The sequence below is a fragment of the Streptomyces sp. MH60 genome (genome assembly GCF_002939385.1).
GTDB lineage: Bacteria > Actinomycetota > Actinomycetes > Streptomycetales > Streptomycetaceae > Streptomyces.
In genome coordinates, this window is sequence record NZ_MULI01000013.1 from 100,180 (window position 1) to 117,325 (window position 17,146).

Annotated in this window: 16 protein-coding genes and 1 tRNA gene; 11 read left to right on the plus strand and 6 right to left on the minus strand. The window is 73.0% G+C overall.

Features of this window, described 5'->3' with window-relative positions; all coding sequences use genetic code 11:
• Positions 1-56: 56 nt before the first annotated feature.
• The 5 genes from BZZ08_RS12035 (at position 57) to BZZ08_RS12055 (ending at position 5,986) form a co-directional block, all read left to right on the plus strand.
• Positions 57-1,046 carry a phosphatase PAP2 family protein gene (locus tag BZZ08_RS12035; protein ID WP_104632170.1) on the plus strand — a complete coding sequence of 330 codons (990 nt, stop codon included), beginning with the start codon at positions 57-59 and terminating at the stop codon, positions 1,044-1,046.
• Positions 943-2,175 (plus strand): hypothetical protein, encoded by a 1,233-nt coding sequence (locus BZZ08_RS12040; RefSeq protein WP_446750253.1) that lies wholly within the window; start codon positions 943-945, stop codon positions 2,173-2,175. Before BZZ08_RS12035 ends, BZZ08_RS12040 begins: the two co-directional genes overlap by 104 nt.
• Positions 2,172-3,806, plus strand: a complete 1,635-nt coding sequence (locus BZZ08_RS12045) for a hypothetical protein (protein WP_198601429.1) — start codon at positions 2,172-2,174, stop codon at positions 3,804-3,806. Before BZZ08_RS12040 ends, BZZ08_RS12045 begins: the two co-directional genes overlap by 4 nt.
• Positions 3,803-5,164, plus strand: a complete 1,362-nt coding sequence (locus BZZ08_RS12050; RefSeq protein WP_104632171.1) for an AAA family ATPase — start codon at positions 3,803-3,805, stop codon at positions 5,162-5,164. The genes BZZ08_RS12045 and BZZ08_RS12050 overlap by 4 nt, the downstream gene beginning before the upstream one ends.
• Positions 5,165-5,419: 255 nt before the next feature.
• On the plus strand, positions 5,420-5,986 hold the full coding sequence (locus BZZ08_RS12055; protein WP_104632172.1) for a dihydrofolate reductase family protein: 567 nt from the start codon (positions 5,420-5,422) through the stop codon (positions 5,984-5,986).
• A gap of 8 nt (positions 5,987-5,994) precedes the next feature.
• On the opposite strand, the gene BZZ08_RS12060 is transcribed toward BZZ08_RS12055, so the two are convergent.
• Positions 5,995-6,405 (minus strand): ATP-binding protein, encoded by a 411-nt coding sequence (locus BZZ08_RS12060; protein WP_104632173.1) that lies wholly within the window; start codon positions 6,403-6,405, stop codon positions 5,995-5,997.
• A gap of 217 nt (positions 6,406-6,622) precedes the next feature.
• On the opposite strand from BZZ08_RS12060, the gene BZZ08_RS12065 reads away from it, so the two are divergent.
• The 4 genes from BZZ08_RS12065 (at position 6,623) to BZZ08_RS12080 (ending at position 9,403) form a co-directional block, all read left to right on the plus strand.
• Positions 6,623-7,474 carry a helix-turn-helix domain-containing protein gene (locus BZZ08_RS12065; protein ID WP_104632174.1) on the plus strand — a complete coding sequence of 284 codons (852 nt, stop codon included), beginning with the start codon at positions 6,623-6,625 and terminating at the stop codon, positions 7,472-7,474.
• A 4-nt stretch (positions 7,475-7,478) separates the two neighbouring features.
• Entirely contained in the window at positions 7,479-7,670 is a 192-nt protein-coding gene (locus BZZ08_RS12070) for a DUF397 domain-containing protein (RefSeq protein WP_104632175.1), read from the plus strand.
• Positions 7,671-7,749: 79 nt separating this feature from the next.
• The gene (locus tag BZZ08_RS12075) at positions 7,750-8,214 is read left to right on the plus strand and encodes a pyridoxamine 5'-phosphate oxidase family protein (RefSeq protein ID WP_104632176.1); all 465 of its coding nucleotides are present in this window, start codon (positions 7,750-7,752) and stop codon (positions 8,212-8,214) included.
• A gap of 88 nt (positions 8,215-8,302) precedes the next feature.
• Positions 8,303-9,403, plus strand: coding sequence for an LLM class flavin-dependent oxidoreductase (locus BZZ08_RS12080; protein WP_104632177.1), 1,101 nt, complete (start codon positions 8,303-8,305; stop codon positions 9,401-9,403).
• On the opposite strand, the gene BZZ08_RS12085 is transcribed toward BZZ08_RS12080, so the two are convergent.
• Positions 9,379-11,268 carry a putative bifunctional diguanylate cyclase/phosphodiesterase gene (locus BZZ08_RS12085; RefSeq protein WP_104632178.1) on the minus strand — a complete coding sequence of 630 codons (1,890 nt, stop codon included), beginning with the start codon at positions 11,266-11,268 and terminating at the stop codon, positions 9,379-9,381. The two genes, BZZ08_RS12080 and BZZ08_RS12085, sit on opposite strands and share 25 nt — an antisense overlap.
• A 284-nt stretch (positions 11,269-11,552) precedes the next feature.
• Between BZZ08_RS12085 and BZZ08_RS12090 the strand changes: the two genes are divergently transcribed.
• Positions 11,553-12,905 (plus strand): M6 family metalloprotease domain-containing protein, encoded by a 1,353-nt coding sequence (locus tag BZZ08_RS12090; RefSeq protein WP_104632179.1) that lies wholly within the window; start codon positions 11,553-11,555, stop codon positions 12,903-12,905.
• 389 nt (positions 12,906-13,294) lie between these two features.
• Here BZZ08_RS12090 and BZZ08_RS12095 read toward each other — a convergent pair.
• The 4 genes from BZZ08_RS12095 to BZZ08_RS12110 form a co-directional block, all read right to left on the minus strand.
• Positions 13,295-13,368 (minus strand) — tRNA-Lys (locus BZZ08_RS12095).
• Positions 13,359-13,955 (minus strand): bifunctional DNA primase/polymerase, encoded by a 597-nt coding sequence (locus BZZ08_RS12100; protein ID WP_104632180.1) that lies wholly within the window; start codon positions 13,953-13,955, stop codon positions 13,359-13,361. Before BZZ08_RS12100 ends, BZZ08_RS12095 begins: the two co-directional genes overlap by 10 nt.
• Before the next feature lie 152 nt (positions 13,956-14,107).
• A complete protein-coding gene (locus tag BZZ08_RS12105; protein WP_104632181.1) occupies positions 14,108-14,455 on the minus strand; it encodes a hypothetical protein in 348 nt (115 codons plus the stop codon).
• 150 nt (positions 14,456-14,605) lie between these two features.
• A complete protein-coding gene (locus tag BZZ08_RS12110; protein WP_104632182.1) occupies positions 14,606-16,171 on the minus strand; it encodes a pectate lyase family protein in 1,566 nt (521 codons plus the stop codon).
• A 513-nt stretch (positions 16,172-16,684) separates the two neighbouring features.
• Here BZZ08_RS12110 and BZZ08_RS12115 point away from each other — a divergent pair.
• Positions 16,685-17,074, plus strand: a complete 390-nt coding sequence (locus BZZ08_RS12115; RefSeq protein WP_157953334.1) for a peptidoglycan-binding domain-containing protein — start codon at positions 16,685-16,687, stop codon at positions 17,072-17,074.
• Positions 17,075-17,146: the final 72 nt, after the last annotated feature.

The window sequence follows — 17,146 nt, forward strand, 5'->3', positions numbered from 1 at the left end:
CCAGGCGCACGAGTGAGCGAGAAGTGAGAAGCGTGAGAAGGGGGAGGGCGATCGGATTGCCGCACACCGAGACACCGGGCACCGAGGCGGCCCCGCACCCTCGGCTGCGCTGGTGGACCGAGTTGCCGCTCATCGTCCTCGTGTACGCCTGCTACAGCGCCGGACGCCTGCTCGTGCGGGGCGACGTCTCCGACGCCGTCGACCACGGCCTGGCCATCCTGGACATCGAGAAGGCGCTCCACCTCAACGCGGAGCACCCCCTCAACCGCCTCTTCACGCGCGAGCCGTGGATCGGCGTACCGGCGGACTTCTGGTACGCGTCGCTGCACTACGTGGTCACGCCGGCGATCCTGATCTGGCTCTTCCGCTCCCGTGCGGTGCGCTACCGGGCCGCCCGCACCTGGCTGATGACGTCCACGTTCATCGGCCTCATCGGCTTCACCCTCCTGCCGACCTGCCCGCCCCGGCTGCTGGACGCCGGTCACGGGTTCGTCGACACGATGGCCCAGTACAGCTCGTACGGCTGGTGGGGCGGCGAGGCGAGCGCTCCGCGCGGCCTGGGCGGGATGACCAACCAGTACGCGGCGATGCCGAGCCTGCACGTGGGCTGGGCGCTGTGGTGCGGGGTGATGCTGTGGCGCCACGGCGGCACGCGCACGGCGAAGGTGGCGGGTGTGGTCTACCCGCTGGTGACCACGATCGTGGTGATGGGCACCGCGAACCACTACTTCCTGGACGCGGTCGCCGGTGCGGCCGTGATGGGTGCGGGGCTGCTGCTGACGCCGTTCGTGCTGCGGATCGCGGAGCGGGCGCGGACCCGGTTCACGGCCCGTTTCGCACCGGCCGCGGCCGACTCCGCGAGCGCCTCGGCGTCCGCCCCCGACTCCGCCCGGGACGGCGCGGGTTCCGCGATTGTCAGTGGCGGATGCCAGACTTCCGCGGGTGAGCGATTTCCACGGCAGCGCGAGCAGCGGTTCGGACCAGGGGCCGAGCCGGACCCCGCCCCCTCGGACGCGGGGGACGAGACTCCGGCACCGGCTCGCTGAGCTGCGCGGTCCCGACGTACCGGCGAAGGCGCTGGACGCCCGGGCCCTGGCCGCCCTCGCCGCCAACCCGGGGTGCCGCCGGCGCGCGATCCTCGACGGCGCGGGCGTGGACAAGGCCTCCCTGGCCAGTGCGCTGGGGTCGCCGTCGGCCTTCGGACAGTCGCAGTTCGCCCTCACCCGGGGCAACGCCTTCGAGGCGAAGGTCAAGGCGGACGGCGGCGCCGAGTTGCTGCGGCTCGTGCACGAGAAGCTGGACCGGGGCGCCGAGCCGCCCGCCGAGGCCCGGGCGCAGGTGCCCGACCTGACCGCGACCGGACCCGAGGGGCGTACGGCGCGCACGGCGCTGGCCCTGCGCGAGGCCGGCGGCGCACCCGGCGCGTGGACGCTGCTCGACCATCCGATGCTCGCGCTGGACGTCGCCGGTTCGCCCGCCTTCCTGGAGCCGGACGCCGTGGTGGTGCATCCGGACGGCAGCTGGACGGTCGTCGAGATCAAGTCCTTCCCCATGCTGGACGGCTCCGCCGACCCGGCGAAGGTCGGTGCCGCCGCGCGGCAGGCGGCTGTGTACGTGCTGGCCCTGGAGCGGGTCGCCGCCCGGCTCGACCCGGCCCCGCGCGTGCGCCACCGGGTGCTGCTCGTCTGCCCCAAGGACTTCTCCAACCTGCCCACCGCGTCCGCCGTCGACGTGCGCAAGCAGCGTGCCGTCACCGCCCGCCAGCTGGCCCGGCTGACCCGCGTCGAGGACATCGCCGACGCGCTGCCGGAGGGCGTCTGCTTCTCCCCGGAGCTGCCGGCCGAGGAGCTGGCGGCGGCGGTCGAGGCGGTCCCGGCGACGTACGCGCCCGAGTGCCTGTCCGCGTGCGAGCTGGCCTTCCACTGCCGTGCCCGGTCCCGCGAGGCCGGTGCGGTCACCTCCCTGGGCCGCCCGGTGCGGGCCGAGCTGGGCGGTCTCTCCACGGTCGAGGACGTGCTGGCCGCGGCCCGCGGGGAGGCCGGCGATCCGGACGACCCGGCGGTGGCCGCGCTGCGCAGGGCGGCCCGGCTGCGCGCGGAGGCACTCGCGACGGCGGGGGCGGGGGCCGGCGCAGCCGCGGGCGGCGGCATCGGAGCGGGCGGGGTGCCCGCGTGACGCTGATCACCACGCTGGCCCGGCTGGAGGCCGTGCGCACCGGCCGGGCCCAGCCCGCCGCCACCGTCCGGCACCGGCACCTGTCCGACCGTCCGCTGGTCTTCGTACCGCTCACCACCGCCGGTGAGGCCGGGGCCCCGCTCGGCGCGCTGGTCGGCACCGACCGGGACGCGCCGCACCTGCTGGTCGTGCCGCAGCCCCGCGACCGCGATCTGCGCTTCGCGTTCCTGGCCGACCTGGCCGACATCGTGCTGCCGCACATCGAGGCGTACGCGGAGAGCGTCGAGGCCGCCGAGCGCACCGAGACCGACCCGGAGACGGGCAAGCGGGTCAAGGTCGAGGTCGACCTGTGCGCGGACGCCGCGCAGCTGGTCGTGCCGAGCCGCGCGGGCATCGACTTCGTACGGCTGCTGGGCCGGTCGATGCGTTTTCGCCGTACGGCGGAGCAGGACCCGGAGACTCCGCACCCGGCGCCGCCGCGGGTGCCGCTGCTCGGCCGGTGGCTGACCCACTACGGCGAGCGGGCCCGCGTGCCCGGTTCCGCCCTCCTCCTCGCCATGACCGACCTGCTCGGCCGGCACTGGGCGACCGGGCAGTCCACGCTGGAGGACCAGCACCTGGGGGCCCTGCTCGCGTGGATCGCGCCCGAGCACGCGCCGGAGCCCGGCCTGACCGGCGCCGAGGCCGCCCGCCGCGCCGAGCTGGCCCGCGACGCCGACGGCCAGCTGCGGTGCCCGCCCGCGGGCCCGGCGACCGACCCGGCCTTCGACAACAAGCTGCTCGCTCCCGCCATCGAGCGCCACGACCGCGCCCGCACCGCGCTGGCCGCCGCCGAGGACGGCCTGGAGGCCGACGAGCGGCTCGGCGCGCTCACCGCCGCCGAACGGGAGATCCGCGCCCTGGTCGACAGCCGGACCCGGCCCACCTGGGACGCGGTGTGGCGGGGCCTGGACCTGCTGCGGGAGCTGCCCGAAGGGGCGCACGCCGAGGAGCGCTGGACCCGCGACCGCTGGTCGTTCACCTCCCACCGGGACCGCATCCTGGCCGGTGAGCCCCCGCAGCCGCGCCGCGACGACGCGGTGACGGCGGCGAACAAGCTGGCCACGCGCGAGCGCGAGCAGGCCCGCCTGGAGGCCCAGGAGGCGTTGGACGATCCGCTGGTGATGGCCGGGCGGCGGCTGTCCGGGGAGGCGTTCGCGGGCGAGGTCGTCGATGTCGTGATGGCGTACAGCGAGAGCAAGCGGCCCAGTCCGCGCCCGCTGGTCACGGTCCGCACGGACGACCGCCCGCACCTGGGCGAGCGGGTGAAGGTCTACCGCTCGCTGGGCGGCAAGCCCCAGACGGCCGAGTACGTCGGACCGGCGTACCCCGACGACGCCGCCGGCGGCCCCGACGACGGCACGCTGGTCCTGCGGATCATGGACAAGATGGGCCGCGGCAAGGAGCCCGAGGCGGGGTCGGTGCCGGAGAAGGGCGACCTGGTCTGCTTCACGCTCTTCGAGCACGAGCAGCGCGGCGGCGCGAAGCTCCCCGACCCGGAGCAGACGCCGTGGACGCACGGCGGCCCGCCCGGTGAGGCGGCCGCGGTACCGGAGGCCGCCGACGCCCAGACCGAGGAGGACGTGCTGTGACCGCCGAGGCCCTTGCCGCACCCGCCCCCGCGGCGTTCGACCCCGGCGCGGAGGCCGCCCGCGCCACCGCGGCGATCCTCCACGACACCCTGCACGGCACGGAGCGCGGTGTCGTCGTGGACTCCCCGCCCGGCGCCGGGAAGTCCACGCTGGTGGTGCGGGCGGCGCTGGAGCTGGCCGAGGCGGGCCGCCCCCTGATGGTGGTGGCGCAGACCAACGCCCAGGTCGACGACCTGGTGCTGCGCCTGGCCGAGAAGAACCCGGACCTCCCGGTGGGCCGCCTGCACAGCAGTGACGCCGACCCCTACGACAAGGCGCTCGACGCGCTGGCCAACGTCCGCAAGTCGGCGAAGGCCGCCGACCTCGCCGGGCAGGCCGTCGTCCTGTCGACGGCGGCGAAGTGGGCACACGTCAAGGTGGACGAGCCGTGGCGGCACGCGATCGTCGACGAGGCTTACCAGATGCGCTCGGACTCCCTGCTCGCGGTCGCCGGGCTCTTCGAGCGGGCGCTGTTCGTGGGCGACCCGGGCCAGCTGGACCCGTTCGCGACGGTGGGCAGTGAGCAGTGGGCGGGCCTGGCCTACGACCCGTCGTCCTCGGCGGTGACCACCCTCCTCGCCCACAACCCGGGCCTCCCCCAGCACCGCCTCCCGGTCTCCTGGCGGCTCCCGGCGTCGGCGGCCCGCCTGGTCTCCGACGCCTTCTACCCGTACACGCCGTTCCGCAGCGGCACGGACCACGGGGACCGGAGTCTGGCCTTCGCGGTGCCGTCGGACGGCTCGGGTCCCGACCAGGTGATCGACGAGGCCGCCGCCTCGGGCTGGGGCCTGCTGGAGCTGCCCGCCCGGCACACGCCGCGCACCGACCCGGAGGCGGTGCGCGCGGTGGCGGCGGTGGTCCGGCGTCTCCTCGACCGGGAGGGCCGGGCGACCTCCGAGCGCTCCCCGGACCCCGCTCCGCTGACCGCGGCCCGCATCGCCGTAGGCACCGCGCACCGGGACCAGGCGGCGGCCGTCCGTGCGGCGCTGGCCGACCTCGGGGTGGGCGGGGTGACCGTCGACACGGCCAACCGCCTCCAGGGCCGCGAGTACGACGTCACGGTCGTCCTGCACCCGCTCTCCGGCCGCCCCGACGCCACCGCCTTCCACCTGGAGACCGGCCGCCTGTGCGTCCTGGCCTCCCGGCACCGGCACGCCTGCATCGTGGTCTGCCGCGAGGGCGTGGGCGACCTCCTGGACGACTATCCGTCCACGGAACCGGTCCAACTGGGAACGCTGGTGAAGTTCCCGGACGGCTGGGAGGCCAACCACGCGGTGCTGGCCCACCTCGCGGAACACCGCGCGGCCTGGCGGCCCTGACCACCGCCCCGGCAACCTCTCGGGGTCCGGCTGCCTGGACACGTCCGCCTTCGCCGGGACCGACGCCCCGAACTCCTCGGCCGCGAGCCCCGCACCGCTGCCGACCGGCTCGCAGCCGACATCGCCGCCTGACGCCTGCTCACGCCGCGGGGAAGTCGGTCGCGGGAGTCTGACACGCGGTTCACCGGCAGTCGCCCCGCACCGCCGTCGGTGCCCGTACTGTCGGACCCGACCGGCTACCGAGGAGGCCTTCCGATGCGCAGGGTGACCTATTCGATGAACGTGTCCCTCGACGGCTACATCGCCGACGCGAACGGCGACATCGACTGGAGCGACCCCGACGAGGCGGTCTTCCGGTACTGGACGGACGAGATCCGCGAGGCCGGCGTCCACCTGCTGGGGCGGCGGCTGTACGAGACGATGCTGTACTGGGAGACCGCCGAGCAAGACGAGCCGCTCGGCGCCGCGGAGCTGGAGTGGGCCGCGCTGTGGAAGGCGCTCCCGAAGGTGGTGTTCTCCAGGACGCTGTCGACGGTCCAGGGCACCAACACCCGCCTGGCGTCCGGCACCCTGGCGGAGGAGATCGAGCGCTGGCGGGCCGAGCCGGGCGACGGCGACATCGCCATCGGCGGCGCGACCCTCGCCGCCGGGGCCGCCGCGTCCGACCTGATCGACGAGTACCGGACCATGGTCCACCCGGTACTGCTCGGCGGCGGCACCCCGTATTTCCCCCGGTCCGAGCGCCGGGTGAAGCTCGAACTCGCCGAGTCCCGCACCTTCGGCGCGAACGTCGTCCACCTCCGCCACCGCGTGACCCGCTGACCGGCCTGTCAAGCCACACCCAGCTCGCACCACACGTACTTGCCCCTGTTGCCCTCACGGGCCAGCGGCTGCCACCCCCACACGTCGGCACACGCCCGAACCAACGCCAGTCCCCGCCCGTCCTCCCGGTCCACGGCCCGGTCGAACGGCTGCGGCGGCTCCGGCGGCGAGGGGTCCGCGTCCCAGGCCCCAAGCCTGAGCACTCCACCCCCGGACCAGCGCACCCGCAGCGCGGCGGGGCCCTTGGTGTGCCGTACGGCGTTGGACACCAGCTCCGTGGCGAGCAGTTCGGCGAGGTCGACCATCCCGCTCAGGCCGTGCATGGTCAGGATCAGCCGCAGGGTCCGACGGCAGACGGTGACGGCTCTGGGATCGTTCGGGATGTAGAGGGAGTACTCCCACGGATCGCTTTCGGGCATGCCGGTTCCCTTCGGGGATGGGGTGGGTGCGAGCAGGCCGGTGTCTATGCCGCCTTGCCATGACAGGGCAAAGCGGTGCACTTCCGGCACCTCGAAGTCGCAGCGAGTGCGCCCTACGTCACTGAAGGTAGGGCATAAATTCATTACAGAGCAAGTGGATCGCGTAACCTTGCCTCGAACGGGCCGCTCGCGGACGGCCGTTGAACAAGGAGGAGTCGTGCCGCCCAGACGCACCCGCACGGCGCGCCAGGAGCGCCTGGGGATCGAGCTGCGAAAGATGCGGGAGTCCGCAGGCCTCAAGGCGACCGAGGCGGCAAGTCTCCTCGGCGTGAACTCCGTTCAGATCAGTCAGATCGAATCCGGCGTCGCAGGTGTGAGCGAGGAGCGTCTACGACGTCTCGCCGCCCACTACGCCTGTGCGGACGAGGGCCTGATCGCGGCGCTGGTGACGATGGCCATCGGTCGCACATATGGATGGTGGGAGGAGTACCGGGGCTCACTGCCCCACCCGTTCCTGGACCTCTCCGAGTTGGAGCATCACGCGTCTTTCCGGTGGGACGTGGACTTCCTGCACGTGCCGGGGCTTTTGCAGACCGCTGACTACGCTCGTGCGCTCTTCTCTTACGTCAATCCTCAGTTCTCGGGCGAGGAGATCCAGCGCTGGGTTGATCACCGCATGAAGCGCAGGACCATCGTCGAGCGCTCGGAGCCGATCCCGTACGAAGCCGTCATCCATGAAGCGGCCTTGCGCATCAAGGTGGTCGACGACGTCGGCATGAAGGCTCAGCTCGCCCACATCCTGAGCGTTTCCGAGTCCGACCACGTGACCGTACGCGTCATTCCGTTCACCGTGACCGGCTTCGCAGGCGCCGGCAGCGCGATGGTGTACGCGGGCGGACCCGTCCCCCAGTTGGACACCGTCGTCCGGGACACACCACACGGCACCGTCTTCGTCGATGCCGAAGCTCAACTGAGCCACTTTCGAACGTTGTTCCGTAGGGTGGAAGACGTAGCCTTCGAGCCCGAACGTTCCCGTGACTTCATTCACCGGCTGGCGAAGGAGCTGTGACCCGATGACACGCGGCGCATGGAAGAAGTCGTCGTACTCCGGCGGCGGCGAGGGCAACGCCTGCGTCGAGGTCGCCCTCGACCACCCCCACATAGCCGTCCGCGACTCCAAGGCCCCCGCCCGAGCCGTGCTCACCTTCCCCGCCCCCGCCTTCACCGCCTTCCTCGCCGCCGTCCGGAACTCACCCCGGAGCTGACGCGGCCGGGGCGTCGGCGCCTCGGCCTAGGACCTGCGCCCGATGCGCGTCGCGACCGCGATGCTTAAGGTCGGCGTCCATGCACGCTACGGAGACCACCCGCCGCACCACGGCGGAGCGCAGGCGCGACACCCTGGACCGGCTGAGCACGGAACGCGACGTGTGGCTGTCGACCGCGCACCCCGACCACGGGCCGCACCAGGTGCCGCTGTGGTTCCTGTGGGACGGACGGGCGGTCTGGATGTGCACCGGTGCGTCCTCCGCGAGCGCGCGCAACGTACGTGAGGAGCCGCGCGTACGCCTGTCGCTGCCGGACACCTTCGACGTGGTGATGTTGCAGGGAGAGGCGCAGGCGTTTCCCGCGAGCGAGGTGCCGCGGGAGGCCGCCGACGCCTTCGCGGCCAAGTTCGGCTGGGATCCGCGGACGGAACAGGGCCCCTTCCTCTACCTGCGCGTCGAGCCGACGACGGTGCGCGCCTGGCGAGGAGAACCTGAGCTTCGCGGCCGGGTCATCATGCGTGAGGGGGCCTGGCTGGCGCGGTGACCGGGCCGGGGAATAACCGGAGGCCCCCTCCTGTTACGTCGCGAAACGACCCGCGTACGAACACGTCGAGCCCAGGAGGCACCCCACCATGCCCGCAGACGCCGCAGAGGAGATCCGGGGCACCGCCCACGGCACCGCTCCCGTCCCCCTCTCCGTACTGGACCTGGTGACCGTCGGGGCCGGCCGGACCGCCACCGACGCGCTGCGGACCGGCGTGGACATCGTGCGGCTCGCCGAGGCCCGCGGGTTCCAGCGGTACTGGGTCGCCGAGCACCACTCCATGCCCGGTGTCGCCTCGTCCTCCCCCGCGGTGATCCTGGCCCACCTGGCGGCCCACACCGACCGCATCCGCCTCGGGTCCGGCGGCGTCATGCTGCCCAACCACGCGCCGCTCGTCATCGCGGAGCAGTTCGGGACGCTGGAGGCCATGGCGCCGGGACGGGTGGACCTCGGTCTCGGCCGGGCGCCCGGCACGGACGGGGCCACCGCCGCCGCCCTGCGCCGCACCGACCGGCTGAACGAGGGCGCCGACGACTTCCCGCAGCAGCTCGCCGAGCTGATCCGGTTCCTGGACGACGACTTCCCGGACGGCCACCCGTACGCCCGGATCCACGCCGTCCCGGGCCCCGTGCAGGCCACCTCGCCCGGGGGCGTGCAGTCGGCGCACCGGCCGCCGGTGTGGCTGCTCGGTTCCTCCGGGTTCAGCGCGCGGCTGGCCGGCACCCTCGGGCTGCCGTTCGCCTTCGCGCACCACTTCTCGGCGCAGAACACGGTCCCGGCGCTCGACCTGTACCGCGACTCCTTCCGCCCGTCGGCCGTCCTGGACGCCCCGTACGCCCTCATCGGGGTCTCCGCGCTCGCCACCGACGACGAGAAGGAGGCCCGCAGGCAGGTGCTGGCGGCCGCGCTGAACATGGTCCGGCTGCGCACCGGGCGCCCGGGTCTGGTGCCGGCGCCGGAGGAGGCCGAGGCGTACGACTTCAGCCCGATGGAGGAGGAGTTCGTGCGGACCTGGAACGCCAACGTCATCCACGGCACCGCCGACGAGGTGCGCTCCGGCCTCGACGATCTCCAGAAGCGCACCGGCGCCGACGAGCTGATGCTCACCGCCAACGCCCACGGCGGCGACGTACGCCTGCGCTCCTACGAACTGATCGCCGACGCCTACGGGTTGCCGACGCCCGCCTGAACCCCGGCGGGGCCGCCGGGTCCCGCGTGGCCCAGCAGCGCGGAGATGCGGTCCGGTGCCACCGGCCGGGAGTAGAGCCAGCCCTGGCCGGTGTCGCAGCCGATGCGGCGCAGCCGGGTCGCCTGGTCCGAGGTCTCCACGCACTCGGCGGTGACGGTCAGGCCGAGGCGGTGGGCGAGCTGGACCATCGCCTCGACGATGACCTCGTCGGCCGGGTTGGCCACCTCGCCGGGTCCCGCGTCGGACACGGCCGCGTACTGGAAGCCCCGGACGAACGCGCCGTCCAGCTTCAGCACCGAGACCGGCAGGCGACTGAGGTAGGCCAGGTTCGAGTAGCCGGTGCCGAAGTCGTCGATGGCGATGTGGACGCCCATGTCGCTGAGCGCCTTGAGGACCTGGAGGGGGCGCCCCGCCGAGCCCATCACGGCCGACTCCGTCAGTTCCAGCTGGAGCAGCTCCGGGGCGAGGCCCGTCTCCTCCAGGGTGCCGGCCACGTCGGCCACCAGGTCGGAGTCCCAGACCTGGCGGACCGCCACGTTGACGCTGACGAAGATCGGCGGCTCGTCCGGATGGGCCAGCTGCCAGCGTCGGGCCTGGTGGCAGGCGGTGCGCAGGATCCAGCGGCCGAGGGGAACGATCGAACCATCCTCCTCCGCCAGTGCGATGAACCGATTCGGCGCCAGTACGCCGAACTGAGGATGATTCCAGCGGATGAGCGCCTCGACGCCCCGCACCCGGCCGTCCTCCATGCCGACCAGCGGCTGGTATTCGAGGGCGAACTCGCCGCGTTCGATGGCGGGACGGAGCGTGGCCGCCAGCGCCTGGCGGGTCATGCGGTTGGCGTTGCGCTCGGGGTCGAAGAGGGTCCAGCGGGCCCGGCCGTCGGCCTTGGCCCAGTACAGGGTCGTGTCGGCGGCCTGCATCAGCGCGGTGGGAGTGGTGCCGGCGGTGTGGCGTTCGACCACGCCGACCGAGGCGGTGACCGACAGCCGGCGGTCGGAGAGCTCGAAGGGCGGCTGGAGGGCCGCCAGGACCGCCCCGGCCAGGTCGGCGAGCTGGTCGGTGCCGGTGGAGTCCTCCACCAGCAGGGCGAACTCGTCACCGCCGAGCCGGGCCACCAGGGGCGCGCCGGACCGGGGGTGGGCGGCCTCCTCCGCGCACCTGGTCAGCCGTTCGGCCACGGCGGCGAGCAGCCGGTCGCCGACGCGGTGGCCGTGGGTGTCGTTGACGGCCTTGAAGCCGTCCAGGTCCAGGTAGCACACGCCGATCCGGCCGGTGCCGCCGTGCTCGTACGACTCCGCCTCCAGCGCGGCCGTCAGGCGTTCGAAGAACAGGGCGCGGTTGGGCAGCCGGGTCACCGGGTCGTGCATCTGGAGGTGGCGCAGCCGGGCCTGGAGCTCGCGCCGGGCGCTGACGTCGGTGACGGAGAGCAGCAGGCCCGGGGTGTCCCCGCCGCCGGAGTCCCCGGAGTCGGCCAGTGGCTCGACCGTCACCTGCGCCCACAGGGAGTGCCCGTCGCCCCGCTTCAGCCGTCTGGTGCAGCGCAGCCGGGGCCGGTGGCCGCGCAGCACCTCGCGGTAGGCGTGCCAGGTACCGGCGTCGGAGGCGAGGTCGACGAGATCGGCCGCCACGCAGCCGGCCAGCGCGGCCGGGTCGGTGCCGAGCAGGGTGCCCAGGGTGTCGTTGGCGCTGACGACCAGGCCCTCGGCGTCGACGACGGCCATGGCGAGCGGGGCCGCGGTGAACACCGACCGGTAGGTCGGCGGCCCCGTACGCCCGGCACGGGGAGCCAGACCGTCGTCACTCTCTGTAATCACCGGGCCGAGGTCTGCCGCGGGCGCCGGCCCTTCGGAGGTTCCGTTCACCGCTCGCTCCCGCAGTGCCTCGATCTCTGTTCGTGCTCTGTTCGTGCAGGAAAGTGTGCCGATCATAGAGGCTGACACCGGACCCTTCCAGCCGCCGTCCCGCGTTCCGGACCGAGCGACCCCTCCGGCAGATCGTTTCTGCTCACACCTGGACGGGCCCGTCACGCCTCCGACCAGTTGTGACGTTCCGTGAGTGTCTTCGCGGTGTCGGCCGGGAGAACTCCGTCGAAATCCCGGCCGGCTCACCCATCCGGTGCAGGCGAACAGGGCGCAATACGACAATCATGCACAAGCTGGACGCGGTGTCCCGTCAACCGCGTCCGGAGGTCCATGTGCCGCGCCAGCTCCCCCTGAGGCGGTCTCCCCGGGAGGCGGGCACGGCGCGGGCGGCGCGGAGCAGGCTGCGCAGCACCACCGCGGTGTGCACGACGATGTCGGCGCTCGCCGCGACCTCGCTGATCACCGCGCCCTCGGTCGCCGAGCCCTTCTCCCCGGAGCCCTGCGCGCTCCAGCGCACCGACGTGCACCACTCGGAGGGCCTGGACACCTGGAACGCCACGTACCCGCGGCCCGCCCGCACCCTGGACGCGGTGATGGTGTTCCTGTCCTTCCCCGACTCCCAGCCGCTGACGTCACCGGCGGAACTGGCCGCCGACCACTTCCCCGCCACCGGCGACTTCTTCCGGCGCGCCTCCTACGGCGCCTTCACGCTCCGCCCGCATCCACTGCGGGACTGGATCCGGATGCCGAGCCCGTCGACGTCGTACGCCATACGGCGCGACTGGAGCCCGGAGCACCGGGCCGCCTACCTGCGCGACGCGCTGGCCGCGTCCGACCGGTACGTCGACTTCTCCCGGTACGACGTCGTCTACTTCGTCGCGGACCCGGACGCGCCCGGGGTGGACTCCGACGCCACGAAGGTCGTCAACCTGGACACCCCGATGCGGGCCGACGGCACCGACATCCGGCGGGTGGTCACGGTCTTCGAGAACCATCCGCCGGACCGGCTGGTGCTGGCCCACGAGACGGGGCACGTCTTCGACCTGCCCGACCTGTACCACCGGCCGGTGGACGGCAAGGGCGACTGGGACACGCACGTCGGCGACTGGGACCTGATGGGCAGCCAGTTCGGGCTCTCTCCCGACCTGCTCGGCTGGCACAAGTGGAAGCTGGGCTGGCTGCAGCCCCGGCAGGTGGCCTGCGTGCGGGGCGGCGAGCCGACCCGGCTGACGCTGGAGCCGCTGGGGGCGGGCCCCGGGGTGGTGGTGACCGGCGCCGCCGGCGCGCCGGCCTTCGGCCTCGGGCGGGGCACGAAGCTGGCGGTGGTGCGCACCGGCGCGGGCAGCGCGCTCGCCTTCGAGGTGCGCACGCCGGTCGGCAACGACGTCTCCTCCTGCCGGGCGGGGGTGCTGGTGTACCGGGTGCACAGCGGGGCGGAGTCGGGGGGCGGGCCGGTCGAGGTGGTCGACGCCCACCCGGACACCGAGGCCTGCTGGGCCGACTCGGTCTACCCCCCGCTCGCCGACGCTCCCGTGGCACTCGGCGAGAGCTTCACGGTGCCGGGCGACAACGTACGGGTGGAGGTCGAGGACCGCACACAGTCGGGCACCTGGACCGTACAGATCACCCCCGGCTGACCGTCCGTCCCCGGACTCCACGGACCCCCGCCCGAGCCGCCCCCCCGGCCACAGCGGGCGACACCCGGACCGGCCGACACCCACAACCGCGGCGGGCGAGCCATACCCCCGGGACCACGGCGACACCCGGACCGGCCCACACCCACAGCCCGCGGCAACACCCACGCGAACCAAGCCCCGCCCACGGCGGGCGACCCCACACGAACCAGAACCCCGGCGCCCCACCCATCCCCGGACCACGCAGCCCCTGCGCGAGCCCACCATCCCCGGACCACCGCGCGGGGGGGGTGTGGGTGGCGAAGCCCCCACAACGCGCGGCGAAGCCGCGCAAAAACAACGATGGCGAGGAGGTTCGCGCTTTCCGCGAACACGCCTCGCCATCGCCATCGTGCGCCGCCAGGGACTCGAACCCCGGACCCGCTGATTAAGAGTCAGCTGCTCTAACCAACTGAGCTAGCGGCGCCTGCTGACGTCGTAGACCTTAGCACCCTGGTCGGCGGGAGGAAAAATCGAAATCCGCACCGCCGCGCGGGCCGCCCGCACGGCCGCCCAGAGCAGGATCTCCGGGCCGGGCAGCCACGGCTGGCGGGTGTCCGGGGCCACCAGCCAGCGGGACCCGGAGCGCGGGGGCGCCCCCGCGGGGGCCGGTACGGTCACCGCGTCCCCGGCGCCGTGGCACAGCAGCGGCGGCACCTCACCCCTGCGGCCGTCCTCCCGGCCGCGGGCGCCCCATTCCTCCCAGTCGAGCAGCGACGGCAGCCGCTGGGCGGTGCCCGGCGCGGCGAACAGCAGCATCCGGCCGCGGAACTCCGCCACCGGGCCCGAACCCGGGCCGTCGTCCCACAGCCGGTCCAGCATCCGGCGGCCGAAGATCGCGGGAGCGCTCACCACGTCGAAGGCGGAACCGCAGGGCAGGACGACCGGGGCGTCGGGCCGCTCCTCCCAGAGCGAGAGCGTGCTGCGCGGGTACGCGCCCGCCGAGGCCAGCCAGGCGGCGCCGTCCGAGGTGACGTCCGAGACGTGGGGCGTGGCATTGCGTGGGCTGCTCATACCGCCCATGTCTACCGGGCGTGCGCAATCCGCTCCGCCGGGTTACCGGAAACCGGGACACGGCGGCCGGGAGGGGAGTATCTTGCCCACCCTCCTGGCATATGCGCCCTGGCTACTCGGCCGCCCGGCCGCCCCGCTGGCCGGCTCCCGGTTCACTCGGCCGGTTCGCCGCGCATCAGGTCCCGTCCGAACTCGACCATCTTCTTGGCGTAGTCCTCGGTCCACTCGGCGCGCTCGGCGATGTCGGCGGCCGTCAGCCGGTCGAACCGCCTGGGATCGGCCAGCTGCGCCGCGGCGATCGCCTGGTACTCCATCGCCCGGTCCGCCGCCGCGCGGAACGCGTGGGTCAGCTCGGTGGCCCGCTCCAGCAGGGCCCGGGGGTCGTCGATCGACTCGAGGTCGAAGAAGTGCTCGGGATCGGCGGCCGCCTCCGCCGGCTCGAAGAGCAGGGGCGCGGGGCGTAGCCGCGGTTCGTGCCGACGCGGCGTGGGCTCCGCCATGTCTTCTCCTCCTCGTACGTGACGACGGCCCGTCCCCGGGTGCGGGGGCACTCCGGTGGAGTGGGCCACCGTCCATTGTCCCGCGCCCGCGCAAGAGGGCGGGGCGTGCCCGGAGCCGCGATCCGGTCACACCCCGCCCGCCGGGCCGCGTCAGCCCGCGTACGTCTCGAACTCGGCGACCTTCGGGGTGCCCGAGGCGCCGGTGATCTCGAAGGTGATCTTCTCCAGCGAGACCGGGGAGAAGCCGATCACGCCCGCTCCGCTGCCCGAGGCCAGGACGGCGCCGGTGTCGTGGTCGACGACGCGGTAGGAGCCGATGGTGCCCTCGGAACCGGCCGCCTCCCGAATGTTGATCTTGGCGACGGTGGTCGCGGAGGACCACTTGACGGAGATGGAACCGGTCGTGCCGGCCGGGGACCAGTACGTGCCGAGGTCACCGTCGCGCACGTTGCCGTAGCTGGTGCCGCTCGCCTTGGACGAGCCGTCGGCGCCCGCCCCGACGCTCAGGTTGGTCCCGCTCGGCGGATCGGTCGGGTCCGGGTCCGTCGGGTCGGTCGGGTCGGGGTCGGTCGGGTCCGGGTCGGTGGGGTCGGTCGGGTCCGGGCTCTGCGGCGTGCAGCTGCCGTCCGACACCTTCAGCCCCTTGTTCGCGCCCGCCGTCGCGCTCACGACGGACGGCACGCAGGAGGCGTCGTCGAGGCTGTAGGAGTACGGGATGGACACCGTGGTGTTGGACTGCGGGTTCGGACCGGCCGGGTTGTTGTCCTCGCCGGGCTCGGACCAGGTCACGTTGTCGAAGATGTTGCCGCTGACCTGCCAGGTGCCGGCCTGGTCGGTGTAGAAGGTGCCGAGGACGTCCTTGGAGTCCTCGAAGTAGTTGTTGTCCACCTTGGCCTTGGCGCCGGCCCGGGAGTTGATGCCGGACTCGTTCAGGCTCTTGTAGTGGTTGTTGTACACGTGGGCGATCCCGCCGCGCAGCAGGGGCGTCCGGGAGTCGATGTTCTCGTACAGGTTGTGGTGGAAGGTGACGTAGCCGTTGGACCGGTCGCTCTCGCTGGACCCGATCAGCCCGCCGCGGCCGGAGTTGCGCAGGACGCTGTAGGACAGGGTCACGTACTGGGTGTTGTCCTTCATGTCGAAGAGGCCGTCGTAGCCCTCCGACTCCCCGCCGGAGGCCTCCAGGGTGGAGTGGTCGACCCAGACGTTGCGGACGTCGCTCTCCATGCCGATGGCGTCGCCGCCGTTGGAGGTGGGCGAGCCGGACTTCTTGACGTTCCGTACGGTCACGTTCTGGATGACGATGTTGCTGGACTCCCGGATGTGGATGCCCAGCTGGTCGAAGACGGCACCGCCGCCGACCCCGACGATCGTGATGTTGCTGACCTGCTTCAGCTCGATCTTGTCGGCCGCGGTGCTGCAGCTGTCGCCCGACACCTTGCTGGTGTTGCCGTGGTTGATGGTGCCCTCGACCTCGATGGTGATCGGGGTGCTGCTGCTGGCCCGGCCGCACAGGGCCTGGTGGATCGCGGTGCCGGTGGTGGCCCGCACGGTCTGCCCGCCCGCGCCGCCGGTCGTGCCGCCGTTCTGGGTCGCGTAGCCGGTGGCGCCGCCGGCCGCGGCCGCCGCCTCGGGCATCGTCAGCACCACACCGGCCGCGGCCGCGAGGGCCAGCGTGCCCAGTGCCGCTTGGAGTCGCAGCGCGACTGGTCGTCTCATCCTCGGTCTCCCCATTCGCCTTCACATGCCGGAACGGACGCCATGGCGTGATCATGTCAATCACACGCTGGCGGAAAGCGCTTTCTCGGCGTGAGAATAGGGGGAGCTCTGGGAGCTGACAAGAGTTCAGACGCGCCTCCGCATGTTCATATTCGGGATCAACGTCCGTCTACATGAACGTTCGGCGCTCGATGTGCACCCCGCCCGGAGCTGCGGTACGATCATCTTGCCTGATCACGGGGACCAACTCCCCGCAACGGGCACTGCGTTGGTGGTCCAAGGAAAGACGCCCCACTTCCCGTGGGGAAATGCAGGTGCAAGGCCTGCCCAGCGCTCGACGAGAACCCCGGTCCCGCTCACGCGGCCCGGGGTTCTTCCGTGTCGGCTCCCCGCGCCCGCGGGTACCGCGCCGGTTTACCCGGCCTACCACGCTCGTTGTCGCACCCTCGTTGGATGCCACGGCCGCACCCGCCCCCTAGCGTTTCCGGCGACCGATCCGTCCACGGAAGGGACATGACCATGCGGGGGAAGAAGGCACTGGTGATCCTGGCCGTCTGCGGGGCGCTGTTCGGCGCGGCCGGCACCGCCGCCGCCGCTCCGGACGCCGGCCCCCAGCGGGCCGCGGGCCCCGGCACCCGGTACTGCGGGCTCTACGACTTCATCGGGTTCGCCTGCGGCTACTACGACGGGAGCCGCTACACCGACTACGGCGACCGGGGCGCGCACGTGAAGGAGATCCAGGCCCTCCTCACGTACTTCGGGTACTCGGTCGGCCGGTACGGGATCGACGGCGAGTTCGGCTCGGCCACGCGGTCGGCCGTCATCGCGTTCCAGCGGCACAACAAGATCGGGGTCGACGGCATCGTCGGCCCCGACACCTGGTGGGCGCTGCGTACACCCTGACCGGTCCGGCGACACCGGGGGCGGGTGCGGAGCGGCTCCTCGCTCCGGACCCGCCCCCGGCCCGTTCCCCGG